Raw genomic sequence first — 11,564 nt, 5'->3', positions numbered from 1 at the left:
AAACTAATTTAAATAAAAAAACCGAAACTCTTGTCTCGGTTTAAATTATTTTCTTGATGACTCTCAGTCGGTGAGTATGTCTGTTTTGCTCTGCATTGTAAATGCCCAAATGGTCTAATCTGTCGATTCTGACTTTTCCGCTGGCGTGGATGATATAGTTGTTTTCCATCATAATGCCCACGTGAATAATTTTACCTTCTTCGTTATCAAAGAAAGCCAAATCACCCGGTTCGCTTTCCTCAATAAAACTCAGAGCATCACCTTGACCGGATTGTTGAGAAGCATCGCGCAGCAAATGATAGCCGTTTAGTTTGTAGACCATTTGGGTAAAACCGGAGCAGTCAATTCCGAAAGGTGTTTTACCACCCCAAAGATAAGGCGCATTCAAATACATATAAGCGGTAGTAATCAAATCGGATTTTGATTTGACACCGCTGGTTCTCAAACCTTCAAATTCAAAGCCTTCAATATTGATTTCGCTGTGATTTAAAAATGATAACGAAGAGCCAAGCGGAATAGGCAACAACATGTTTTTGGCATTGGTTACATATTCTACCAAATCAGCATTAAGAATAATAGCATCTTTAGATAAATCCTTGAAGTTTTTTTCTGAAATGACTTGGTATTGCTTAGAATCAACCCAACCTTCGTAATCGTCGTATTGAAGTTTGATTTTTGCCCATTGGTTTTGCTTTTCCAAAACTTCAAAATGCTCTCCAAACAAGACTTGCGAAACGATTTCGCTTCGGTCACTCGGTTCGGCACGTAAAGGAATTATGGCAAGGTTACAAATGGCAAACATTCAAATTATTTTAAATTTTAAATGCTAAATTCTAAATTAATTTAAAATTCAAAATTTAGCATTTATAATAAATTTATTTATGCTCTTTCTATTACTATAGCTGAAGCACCACCGCCACCATTACAGATAGCTGCGGCTCCGATTTTGGCATTGTTTTGTTCTAAAACATTAATCAAAGTTACAATGATTCTCGCTCCTGAACATCCTAGTGGATGACCTAAAGAAACTGCGCCACCATTTACGTTTACTTTATCATTGTCTAATCCTAAGATTTTGGCATTGGCCAAACCAACAACTGCAAATGCTTCGTTGAATTCGAAATAATCTACATCAGCTACGGATAAACCTACTTTGTCTAATGCTTTTGGTAAAGCTTTTGCGGGAGTAGTGGTAAACCATTTTGGTTCCTGAGCCGCATCGGCGTAGGATTTAATATATGCCAAAGGTTTTAAACCCAAAGCTTGTGCTTTTTCTTCGCTCATTAAAACTAGAGCAGCTGCACCATCATTAATAGTTGAAGCATTGGCTGCAGTTACAGTTCCGTCTTTGGTAAATACCGCATTCAACGCAGGGATTTTATCTAATTTTACGTTAGTATATTCTTCATCCTTAGCAAAGATAACCGGTTCGCCACGACGTTGCGGAATTTCAACCGGAACTACTTCGTTGTCAAACTTCCCTTCTGACCAAGCTTTAGCCGAACGCTCATAAGATTGAATGGCAAAAGCATCTTGTTCTTCTCTGGTAATTTTATATTCTGAGGCACATAAATCGGCACAAACCCCCATGGCGTTTCCGTCATAAGCATCGGTTAGACCGTCTTTTTGCATGCCATCAACCATAGTGGTTGGGCCAAATTTCACACCGTTTCTCAAATGAACGTAATGTGGAATCAAACTCATGTTTTCCATTCCACCTGCAACCACGATTTCAGCATCACCACTCATGATGGCTTGTGCGCCTTGCATTACGGCTTTCATTCCTGAAGCACAAACTTTATTTACGGTAGTGGTTGGAACGGTATTCGGCAATCCGGCAAAAATAGCCGATTGAGTCGCAGGCGCTTGACCAACGCCGGCTTGCACTACATTACCCATTAAAACTTCGTCGACTAAATTGGGATCTAAATTGATTTTATTTAAAGCGCCTTTGATAGCAACGGCACCTAATTGTGTTGCAGTAACAGTAGATAAACTTCCCATAAAACTTCCGATAGGCGTTCTCACTGCTGATACGATAACTACTTTTTTACTCATGATATTCTGTTGTTTGTTTGTCCTGCAAATCTAAACTTTTATTGTAAAATAATGAATCGTAAGCCCAATAAATCTTTATTTGTAAAGGATTAAATAAAATATAGTGTTTCTACCTTGTTGATAGTGAAGTTATTTGGCATTTATTTGTTTTATAATCTAAAAAAAGAAATGAAATAGTTGTAAATTATAGAATGATAAATTACATTTGCAACCGCTTTAAGAAAATGTTCTTTTACAAATTGACGAATTAGGAGAGGTGCCAGAGCGGTAATGGAGCAGATTGCTAATCTGTCGACGGGTAACCGTCGCCAGGGTTCGAGTCCCTGTCTCTCCGCTTTTCGGGGTGTAGCGTAGCCCGGTTATCGCGCCTGCTTTGGGAGCAGGAGGCCGCAGGTTCGAATCCTGCCACCCCGACAATTTTAAAGATATTTTTTTTAGCATGGTTCCATAGCTCAGCTGGATAGAGCAACTGCCTTCTAAGCAGTAGGTCGAAGGTTCGAATCCTTCTGGGATCACGAATGAATTCATTCAAACAGAAAAAATGACAAGTTTACTTGATCATTTTTTTTGTTTTAATGAATTATCAAAGCGGAGCTTTGAAGGATGTTGCGAAGCAAAATCCTTTGTGAAAGTATAAAAATGACAAGTTTACTTGATCATTTTTTTTGTTTTAATGAATTATCAAAGCATTTGATATTAAGAGGAGAATGTCCTGTGGACATTCGGTTTTTGCCGGTAGTTAGATGCTTATTGTAAATTTAAATCGAAGCAAAATCCTTTTGTGATTAAAAGACAAACCACCTCATTAGGTGTTTTTTTGTTTTTCAGAAGGTTACTAGTTTGAATCCAGTCGAGGTCACAGACTTATTTTATCTCCTTATCCTTATAGTAATTAATCAACAAATCCACAAACTTACTATAACTGTCGATGCCGTCTTCTTGTTGGTTGGATTTTAAATATTGGTCATAAAAAGCGTGAAATGCTTTGTCAATAAAAGTGTCATATTGTTCCCAAAACTTCTCGCTCTCTTTATAATTTTCCAAAATTCCCGGATTGATTTTGACTTTTAACCGGTTGAATTCTTTTTCGTTTTTTGCTCCAATGTTTGACATGCAATAGCGTAAGGCGTTCGATAAAGCCGAATATTGAAAATATAAATCCTTATTTTTAACTCCAGCCATAAATCCGATAAAATTACATTCGCTTTCACTGCCAAAGCCTATCTGATGTGCCATTTCGTGGCAAACGACATTCGGAAAACCATACATTGGTAATTTGTCGTTGACTTGGGCTTCATTGGTAAACGGATTCAAATAACCGCCAAAACCCATATAGGTTAACGGTAAACTCATCAAGGATTTCTTTCGGCTTGGGGTTTCATATTTGAAAATCGGATATTGTTTGGCCAAATGATCATAGCCATACTGCGTCAGTTTGAAAATGCTGTCTTGCGAATGGGGATTGACTACTTTCTTAGTTTTGTCTTTGGTTATGGCAAATTGAACTTCGTTGGTTTTGACAATCAGTTTTTGGGTAAAAGCAATTAAATCGGCATCTGAATATTCTCTTTTGATATCCATTTTTTCAAAAAGCGGCACGCGATAATAATTGAATGCCCATAAGAAATGAAATAAAAAATAAGCTACAGAGATAAAGCTTAACGAAGCCCAAATCTTGTCTTTCCAATTTAACTTTCTATTCTTGAAAAACCAGTAAATGCAATAGATAATAGTGATTCCGTAGATAATATCGCCAACAGAAAATGGGATTTTACCCAACACTGTCCTAGAAAAACTGGAAATCCAAACATACAATCCGTTACTGTAAAAGCGTTCCACCGTTTCAGGAAAAAAGGCAAGGATTTTCAGAAATACTATCTGAATTAATAAAAATAAAGGAAGGATGTATTTGCGTTTCAAGGTCAATTTTTAAAATGTAAATATAATCACAATTCAATTTCTAAAGTAGTTAAACTTTGTAACTTTGCCAAGTTGAGTAGCTGAGCAGCTGAGTAACTAAGTTACTGAGTAGCGCAGCAAAAAAAACTCAGGAACTTAGCCACTTAGTAACTTAGAAACTTTTTTTAAAAATGAGCCAAGAAATTAGAAACCTTGAACCCAAAGCACTTTGGAACAAGTTTGCCGATTTAAATGCGGTGCCTCGACCGTCCAAAAAAGAGGAACGCGTAATTGAATTCATGAAAAACTTCGGAAACAGTTTGGGATTGGAAACTTTTGAAGACGATATCCGAAATGTAATCATTCGCAAACCGGCTACTCCGGGTATGGAAAACCGCAAAACTATTGTGCTGCAAGGCCATTTGGATATGGTGCACCAAAAAAATAACGACACCGATTTCGACTTTTTAACCCAAGGCATCGACATGTATGTGGACGGAGACTGGGTTCGTGCCAAAGGAACTACTTTGGGTGCTGACAACGGTTTAGGTGTTGCGGCCATTATGGCTATTTTGGAAAGTAAAGATATTCCACACCCTGCGATTGACGCACTTTTTACCATTGACGAAGAAACCGGAATGACCGGCGCTTTGAACTTAAAAGGCGGTATTCTAAAAGGTGAAATCCTATTGAATTTGGATACCGAAGAAGACGATGAAATTGATATTGGTTGTGCCGGTGGTATTGATGTAACGGCGACCAGAAGATATAACGAAGAAGAAACGCCTGAAGGTTCCGAAGGTTACACCATCACCGTAAAAGGTTTAAATGGTGGACACTCAGGAATGGATATTAATAAAGGTTTAGGAAATGCCAATAAAATCATGAACCGTTTATTATTCGACGGTTTTGAGAATTTTGGTTTGCAAATTGCCGAAATCAGCGGTGGAAGTTTGCGCAATGCAATTCCGCGTGAAAGCGTTGCCAAAGTGATTGTGGCCGGAATGTATGACGAAGCGTTTGTATTTGACATGCAGGAAATCATTACCGATATCAAAACCGAGTACAAAACAATGGAGCCGAGTTTGACTATCGAAATTGTAAAAAGCGATTTGCCTTCCAAAGTAATGGATTTAGGCGTTCAGGAAGGTTTGTTGCGTTCGATTTATGCCGCGCACAATGGCGTTTACCGTATGTCTGCCGATATGGAAGACTTGGTAGAAACCTCCAATAATATTGCTCGTGTAATTGTTAAGGATGGCGAGATTTCAATTCAGAATTTGACTCGTTCATCTGTTGAAACTTCTAAAATGGATTTGGCAAATGGCTTGCGCTCGGCTTATGAATTGTTTGGATGCGAAGTGGAATTTGGCGGAAGTTATCCGGGTTGGACACCGAATGTGAATTCAGAAATCTTAGACGTTTTAGTCAATATTTACGAAAAACAAAACGGCGCCAAACCCAATGTAGTGGCTTGTCACGCCGGATTGGAATGCGGTATTTTAGGGACTAATTATCCGGGAATGGATATGATTTCTTTTGGGCCAACAATCCATGGTGCGCACAGTCCTGATGAAAGAGCTTCGATTAAATCTTCTCAGAAATTCTGGAAGTTTTTCTTGGAGATTTTGGCGAGTATTCCCGAAAGAAAATAGAGAATAGAATTTAGAAAATAGATAAACCCGTTCATTGATGAGCGGGTTTTATTTTTTGTTTGGTCTCACAGTATCTATCTTTGCATAAAAATCCACTATGTTAAAAAGTCTATACCATATTTTCCGTAACGAATGTCCCAATTGTCATAAAGGAAAAGTCTTTGCCGATAAGAGCTTCTTTTTTAGTTTTGGGTTTCCCAAGATGAACGAACATTGCAGTCATTGTAATTACAAGTTCGAAAAAGAACCGGGTTATTTTTTTGGCGCCATGTTTGTCAATTACGGACTAACAGTCGGACAAGGAATCATTACCTATTTAATTGCAAGTCCATTTTTTGAAGAAACTTTCGATTTAAGAATCATCCCGATTATTGGTGTAGTAATTATTGCATTGAGTTGTTTTAACATTCGACTTTCGAGGATGATTTGGATTTATATGTTCAAAAACTATTCGATGTAAAATAAAAAAGCTCCTAAATTTAGGAGCTTTTTCGTTGCAAATTAACCAAACAAAAATAGAAACAATAAAGGGAAAATTAATCCGGCGATGGCCAATTTCCAACCTCTACGTTTAAAGGTAAACTTCCCGGCGGGAATCATAATCGCGCCCGTGACAGCTATAGTTATCAATGATATTCCAAAGATGTCTGAATAATAAATCCACCAATTGGAAGTGTTTTTGTGCAGTTTCATCATGTGACTGATGAGCGGTGTTTTTTGAAAGGAAACTATTTCTCCTTTTCCGGTAGCCATATCAATTTCGACATCGTGTTTTTCGAAAGAAATTTTAAATTTTCCCTCTTTTACATTATGGCGACGAATTTTGTCCTCAATGCCTAAAGCCTTGCCTAATGAATCCGCAAACGGTTCGCTGATTTTATCTTCTGCCGGTAATTTTACTTCGATGGCTTTGGTTTCAACCGTATATTTTTCGGGATGCCAATGGTCTCTGTGGTTCATCATAATACCCGAAAAGGCGAATGAAATAATCAACCCAATGTAAAAATAACCTAAGTCGCGGTGCAAATTTCTGATGGTAGCTTGCTTCATTTTTTAGAATTTATAAGACAAAGTTGTGGTTAGCATTCTTGGGGCAATCGGGGTTACGGTATTGTCATCGTATACATAATAATTCACGATATTTCCTAAATTGGATAATCTGGCTCTGATAGAGAAATTTTTGATTGAATAACCAACGGAAGCATCGAATTGTAAAAATCCTTCAACCGGGATTGGTTTTCTCGCCAATTCAGCCGCAGTAGAAGCGTTGTTTGGTCTTAATCTTCCGCCTAATCGTTCTCCGATATAAGTTGATTGCAAACCAATTTCGAAACCTTTTAATTTGGTATTTTCAAAAGTATAAAACGCGCTCGCATTGGCTGTATGTTTTGGTGAAAATCTCAAATAAGTTCCGGTGTTATAAATATTACTTTTAGTATATTTTGTTTCGTTAAAACTGTATCCTGCAATCAATCTTAACCCTTTGTGGTGACCTGTAACATCTAATTCAACTCCTTTACTTTGGTAAGCTCCGGCCAATTCTTTGATGTTGGTGTTGGTGTTTCCGTTGGAGAAATCGGTTTGTGCCAAATTACTGTAGTCAATTAAATAAGTAGTCAAATTAGCTACCAAATGACCTTTGAAGAATTCATTTTTAAGCCCAACTTCGTATTGATTAATGGTAGAATGTGGCAAAGTATTTAGGTTTCTGTCGGTTCCGGTATTCAACACAAATGAATCAGAATAGCTGGCAAAAATGGAGTTATTTGTGGTAGGTTGGAATACAAAACCAATTTTTGGCGAAACTATATTATCGTTGGTTGTAGTTTCAACGTTAGCGTTTGTGGAAAAAGTCAAAGTGTTTGTAGTGCTTTCCAAATAGCTGTAACGCAAACCGGCCAATACTTTGAATTTTGTATGCAATTCGATTAAGTCTTGAAAATAAACTCCGGCTCTTTTTATATTGGCATCGGCATTTGTGTTTTTATCCATTGTAGGCACAACGGTATTGGCATAAATTGAATTTTTTTCAAGAATCACCGACGGATTATAGATGTTTATTTTGTCGTAATAATTGATGTTTTTATACGCTAAAGTAGCGGTATTGCTTTGGTCGGCATCGGCACCAACTAGTAAAGTATGTTTTATTTTTCCAGTATTGAATTTTCCGTTTAAATCGAATTCAACCAAACTGTAATCTTGCTCAGTATCGGCTTTTTGAACCCCTCGAATCCAATCTCCATTGGCACGAACTAGATTGTTGTTTGGATTGTTAGGGTCGTTAATTCCGGCATTTGGCCTCAAACTCGACAACAAATTAGTGCTGTAACCTTGGTACGAAAAGATACCTTTTACTTGCCAGTTTTTATTCAAATCATGATTAATGGTTGATGTAAAACCTGTTTGCTCTGAATCAAATCTTCCCCAGTTGAAACCTAAGAAAGAGTTTATAGGCAATTCAACTACTTTATAATCAATGGCGGCCAAACCAAAATCAGGTGTTCTGTTGTCTTTGGTGTAATCGGCCTCAATCAAGATATTGGTCTTTGCAGAGATATCAAACAGGAAAGACGGATTGAAATAAATGCGTTGTGTTTGTACATTATCTCTAAAACTATTGCCTTGTTCGTAACTGCTGATAAATCGGTAAGCTACAGTATTGCTGTTGTTTACAGCACCGTAAACGTCAACGGTTGGTTTGAAAAAATTGTATTCCGTTCCTCTGAAACTCAATTCACCACCATGGTCAAATCTTGGTTTTTTGGTGATAAGGTTTAAAATTCCTCCTGGTGCTACGTTTCCGTACAAAATCGCCGCACTTCCTTTAAGAATTTCAATGCTTTCCAATGAACTCGTTTCAGGGATTAAAGAACCGTTGAAGCGAATACCATTTTTAAATGTATTTCCGCCGCTAAAGGTAAAACCTCTTGAGCCTAATTCTTCTTGGTTATTTCCAGAGGCATTACTCGCACCAGAAACATAAACACCATTTGCATTTTTTAAAGCATCAGACAATCTTAAAATTTGTTGTTGTTTGATGGTTTCTTTACCAATCACAAATGTAGCTTGAGGTAAGTCAAGTGGTTTGATATTGGTTTTACCACCTTTTACAATTGTTTTTTGTTGTTGGGAAATAATGACCACTTCTTGAAGGACTTCACCTTTTTTGTTTTTTACAGTATCATTCACTGCATAAAGGTCTTCTTGAAAATTAGTATTGGCTTCTTGGGAAAAACCAATAGCACTAGTAGTAAGTGTTAAGGCGAGAATTGTTGTATATCTGTTCATTTATTTAGAATAATTAAAAATAACGATGCAAATATATATACGAGAAGTGGAATATAAAAGTTTATTTAGATTAAATATAAATAATATTTTTAATTTATTGAATTTCCATTATTTACAAATAAAAAAAGCTCCTCTAAAAAAGAGAAGCCTAGTTTTTTAGTAAGAATTAAAGTGTTATTTCTTCTTCATCGGGTAACTTTCTGAGCTTTGTTTTCCTTGTTGGCTTCCCGAAATGGTCGCAACCAATGCTTTGTCATTAATTTTTTTATAAGTTATTTTTTGAGGATAATCATGTTTGGAATTTTCAAAAACAAAACTATTTTCAACGGCAGAAGTTAATTTAAAATCTATCGGCTCATCATTATTTTGCCCTTTTACGGTTGGTCTGTAAATCAGCTCCTCTTTTAATTGGGTTAAAACGATGCTTTCTGAATGCACAGTGTCTTTTTCGTTTTTAATAAAATAAGTTTGACCCGAAAAGGTACTGTCGTTCTCTTTAGTCCAAGTTTCGGTCAAAAGACCTTCCGGAGCTTTGTTTTCCCATTGGCCAACGAGCCAATTCATTTTTTCTAACTTATCAAATTTTTTTTCTCCTTTATTTTGACAAGAAACAAACAAAATGGCAACTGATATAATTATAATGCTTTTCATACTCTTTTTTTGATTTACAATACTAAGAAAAAAACTTGAAACCTTTAACTTTAAACTTGAAACAAAAAATTGTATTTTTGCACTCCAAAATAGAAAGACAAACTCATGTTAGACAGATTACAATATGTAAAACAACGTTTCGACGAAATATCAGATTTGATTATTCAGCCTGATGTCATCTCCGATCAAAAACGTTATGTACAGTTAAATCAGGAATACAAAGGATTGAAAGCGTTAATGGAAAAACGCGATGAATATGTTACCCTAGACGCCAATATCAAAGAAGCCAACGAAATTATAGCCGATGGTTCTGATGCTGAAATGGTTGAAATGGCCAAAATGCAATTGGACGAAGCCAAAGAGCGTTTGCCGGAATTGGAAGAGGAAATCAAATTTATGTTGATTCCCAAAGATCCTGAAGATGCCAAAAACGTTATGGTAGAGATTCGAGCCGGAACCGGTGGTGATGAAGCGTCTATTTTTGCCGGAGATTTGTACAGAATGTATACCAAATATTGTGAATCTCGTGGTTGGAGAACATCTGTTGTAGATATGAATGAAGGAACATCCGGAGGATTTAAAGAAGTAATTTTTGAAGTTACCGGCGAAGATGTTTACGGTACTTTGAAATTTGAAGCCGGTGTTCACCGTGTGCAACGTGTACCACAAACGGAAACTCAAGGTCGTGTTCACACGTCGGCAGCAACCGTAATGGTTTTACCGGAAGCCGAAGAGTTTGATGTGCAAATTGATATGAATGATGTTCGTGTAGATTTTTTCTGTTCGTCAGGACCAGGCGGACAATCTGTAAATACTACCAAATCGGCAGTTCGTTTAACTCACATTCCTTCAGGATTGGTGGCCCAATGTCAGGATCAAAAATCACAACATAAGAATAAAGATAAAGCATTGGAAGTATTGCGTTCTCGTTTATACGAACAAGAATTGGCTAAGAAACAAGCCGAAGATGCTACCAAACGTACTTCTCAAGTAAGTTCGGGTGACCGTTCTGCCAAAATCCGTACTTATAACTATGCGCAAGGTCGTGTAACCGATCACAGAATCGGATTAGACGTTTTTGATATGGATGGCGTAATGAATGGTAAAATTCAAAAATTTGTTGACGAACTCCAATTGGTCAACAATATGGAGAAGTTAAAAGAAAGCGAAGTTTTCTAAATTTAAAAAGGCTAACCGTATAATTTAGCCTTTTTTTGTGTTTATTAAATTATAGCCTCAATTGATATGCAATTCTCAGCGTAATCAGTACCATACCTTTCTCGGCTATATCATTTTCGATTTTAAGGAATTCACAGGGGTAATGGAAACGCAAACTAATGCAAATGTTTTGATTATATTTCTTCTCCTTTAATAATTTTTAGTAAAATCGCCAACACTGCAATCAATAACAGTATGTGAATTATGGAACCAATGTTAAAAACAAGGAATCCAAGAAACCATAGTATCACCAGTACTAAAGCTAAAGTGTATAATAAATTTCGCATGACATACATTTATTTTATTTTCACTATTTTATTCTAAAAACACTGCCGAAACACCCAAAAGTAGCGGTTGATCTGGTCTTTGTACTCTTCCTTTAGCATTATACGGATACATTTTTCTGTGTATTTTAATCAGTTGTTCCGGATTATCCCCTTCGAAATCAGTCAGTGTAACTCTCTCTCTTTTGTAAAGCGAATACCCTCCATAATTGTTTGGAAGATGCTTATTCGTTACCCAAGTATTGTTTTCTTGGAAATGAAAAATTTCATTTTTTAGGTCGTAATAGGCTTCCATATTGGGGAAATAGAAATAGCGCAATTCACAATTGGTTTTCGGATCAATGGTTAGCTTTTTTTCTTCTTTTTCTTGAGCATTCACTCCAAAAAGAGATAGTGCTGTAAATAGTAGGATGTAATTTTTCATGAGGCAAAGTTTTATAGATTTGACAGAAATAAAATTGATTTATTCTTTTACAAAATTGCAATCCTTTGTCCTTTTTTGTGTTACAAC

The 11,564-nt window shown here is 36.5% G+C and carries 11 protein-coding genes and 3 tRNA genes; 6 read left to right on the top strand and 8 right to left on the bottom strand.

What is annotated here, in order from left to right; translation table 11 throughout:
* Positions 1 to 40: 40 nt before the first annotated feature.
* Both ICG50_RS08945 and ICG50_RS08940 read right to left on the bottom strand, forming a co-directional pair.
* Entirely contained in the window at positions 41 to 802 is a 762-nt protein-coding gene (locus ICG50_RS08945) for a C40 family peptidase (RefSeq protein WP_187660561.1), read from the bottom strand.
* Positions 803 to 879: 77 nt separating this feature from the next.
* Positions 880 to 2,058 (bottom strand): acetyl-CoA C-acyltransferase, encoded by a 1,179-nt coding sequence (locus ICG50_RS08940; RefSeq protein WP_187660560.1) that lies wholly within the window; start codon positions 2,056 to 2,058, stop codon positions 880 to 882.
* Positions 2,059 to 2,308: 250 nt separating this feature from the next.
* Between ICG50_RS08940 and ICG50_RS08935 the strand changes: the two genes are divergently transcribed.
* From ICG50_RS08935 to ICG50_RS08925, 3 genes are all read left to right on the top strand, one after another.
* Positions 2,309 to 2,392, top strand: a tRNA-Ser gene (locus ICG50_RS08935).
* A gap of 5 nt (positions 2,393 to 2,397) precedes the next feature.
* Positions 2,398 to 2,472 (top strand) — tRNA-Pro (locus tag ICG50_RS08930).
* A gap of 27 nt (positions 2,473 to 2,499) precedes the next feature.
* Positions 2,500 to 2,573: transfer RNA gene (locus ICG50_RS08925), tRNA-Arg, on the top strand.
* Positions 2,574 to 2,922: 349 nt separating this feature from the next.
* Here the strand turns inward: ICG50_RS08925 and ICG50_RS08920 are convergent.
* On the bottom strand, positions 2,923 to 3,978 hold the full coding sequence (locus ICG50_RS08920) for a DUF3810 domain-containing protein (protein WP_187660559.1): 1,056 nt from the start codon (positions 3,976 to 3,978) through the stop codon (positions 2,923 to 2,925).
* A 170-nt stretch (positions 3,979 to 4,148) separates the two neighbouring features.
* On the opposite strand from ICG50_RS08920, the gene ICG50_RS08915 reads away from it, so the two are divergent.
* Both ICG50_RS08915 and ICG50_RS08910 read left to right on the top strand, forming a co-directional pair.
* Positions 4,149 to 5,612 (top strand): aminoacyl-histidine dipeptidase, encoded by a 1,464-nt coding sequence (locus tag ICG50_RS08915; protein ID WP_187660558.1) that lies wholly within the window; start codon positions 4,149 to 4,151, stop codon positions 5,610 to 5,612.
* 97 nt (positions 5,613 to 5,709) lie between these two features.
* Positions 5,710 to 6,072, top strand: coding sequence for a DUF983 domain-containing protein (locus tag ICG50_RS08910; protein WP_187660557.1), 363 nt, complete (start codon positions 5,710 to 5,712; stop codon positions 6,070 to 6,072).
* 41 nt (positions 6,073 to 6,113) lie between these two features.
* On the opposite strand, the gene ICG50_RS08905 is transcribed toward ICG50_RS08910, so the two are convergent.
* From ICG50_RS08905 to ICG50_RS08895, 3 genes are all read right to left on the bottom strand, one after another.
* The gene (locus ICG50_RS08905) at positions 6,114 to 6,662 is read right to left on the bottom strand and encodes a PepSY-associated TM helix domain-containing protein (protein WP_187660556.1); all 549 of its coding nucleotides are present in this window, start codon (positions 6,660 to 6,662) and stop codon (positions 6,114 to 6,116) included.
* 3 nt (positions 6,663 to 6,665) lie between these two features.
* Positions 6,666 to 8,900, bottom strand: coding sequence for a TonB-dependent siderophore receptor (locus tag ICG50_RS08900; protein ID WP_187660555.1), 2,235 nt, complete (start codon positions 8,898 to 8,900; stop codon positions 6,666 to 6,668).
* A 174-nt stretch (positions 8,901 to 9,074) separates the two neighbouring features.
* Complete coding sequence (locus tag ICG50_RS08895) at positions 9,075 to 9,551, bottom strand: DUF6265 family protein (protein WP_187660554.1); 477 nt, start codon at positions 9,549 to 9,551, stop codon at positions 9,075 to 9,077.
* A 105-nt stretch (positions 9,552 to 9,656) separates the two neighbouring features.
* Here ICG50_RS08895 and prfA point away from each other — a divergent pair, with 105 nt between their 5' ends.
* Positions 9,657 to 10,730 carry a peptide chain release factor 1 gene (gene prfA, locus ICG50_RS08890; protein WP_187660553.1) on the top strand — a complete coding sequence of 358 codons (1,074 nt, stop codon included), beginning with the start codon at positions 9,657 to 9,659 and terminating at the stop codon, positions 10,728 to 10,730.
* Positions 10,731 to 10,903: 173 nt separating this feature from the next.
* Here prfA and ICG50_RS08885 read toward each other — a convergent pair whose 3' ends face one another.
* Together ICG50_RS08885 and ICG50_RS08880 are read right to left on the bottom strand one after the other, a co-directional pair.
* A complete protein-coding gene (locus ICG50_RS08885) occupies positions 10,904 to 11,056 on the bottom strand; it encodes a lmo0937 family membrane protein (RefSeq protein WP_187660552.1) in 153 nt (50 codons plus the stop codon).
* Between the two features lie 28 nt (positions 11,057 to 11,084).
* Positions 11,085 to 11,477, bottom strand: a complete 393-nt coding sequence (locus tag ICG50_RS08880; RefSeq protein ID WP_187660551.1) for a hypothetical protein — start codon at positions 11,475 to 11,477, stop codon at positions 11,085 to 11,087.
* Positions 11,478 to 11,564 lie beyond the last annotated feature (87 nt).

Source organism: Flavobacterium buctense, assembly GCF_014486695.1.
GTDB lineage: Bacteria > Bacteroidota > Bacteroidia > Flavobacteriales > Flavobacteriaceae > Flavobacterium > Flavobacterium buctense.
The sequence above is the reverse complement of the archived record's forward strand: the minus strand, read 5'-3'. Positions and strand labels throughout refer to the sequence as shown.

Excerpts from the sequence above, each read along its gene's own strand:
- ICG50_RS08945 (WP_187660561.1), bottom strand. The coding sequence starts at position 802 with ATGTTTGCCATTTGTAACCTTGCCATAATTCCTTTACGTGCCGAACCG.
- ICG50_RS08940 (WP_187660560.1), bottom strand. The coding sequence starts at position 2,058 with ATGAGTAAAAAAGTAGTTATCGTATCAGCAGTGAGAACGCCTATCGGA.
- ICG50_RS08915 (WP_187660558.1), top strand. The coding sequence starts at position 4,149 with ATGAGCCAAGAAATTAGAAACCTTGAACCCAAAGCACTTTGGAACAAG.
- ICG50_RS08910 (WP_187660557.1), top strand. The coding sequence starts at position 5,710 with ATGTTAAAAAGTCTATACCATATTTTCCGTAACGAATGTCCCAATTGT.
- ICG50_RS08905 (WP_187660556.1), bottom strand. The coding sequence starts at position 6,662 with ATGAAGCAAGCTACCATCAGAAATTTGCACCGCGACTTAGGTTATTTT.
- ICG50_RS08900 (WP_187660555.1), bottom strand. The coding sequence starts at position 8,900 with ATGAACAGATATACAACAATTCTCGCCTTAACACTTACTACTAGTGCT.
- ICG50_RS08895 (WP_187660554.1), bottom strand. The coding sequence starts at position 9,551 with ATGAAAAGCATTATAATTATATCAGTTGCCATTTTGTTTGTTTCTTGT.
- prfA (WP_187660553.1), top strand. The coding sequence starts at position 9,657 with ATGTTAGACAGATTACAATATGTAAAACAACGTTTCGACGAAATATCA.
- ICG50_RS08885 (WP_187660552.1), bottom strand. The coding sequence starts at position 11,056 with ATGCGAAATTTATTATACACTTTAGCTTTAGTACTGGTGATACTATGG.
- ICG50_RS08880 (WP_187660551.1), bottom strand. The coding sequence starts at position 11,477 with ATGAAAAATTACATCCTACTATTTACAGCACTATCTCTTTTTGGAGTG.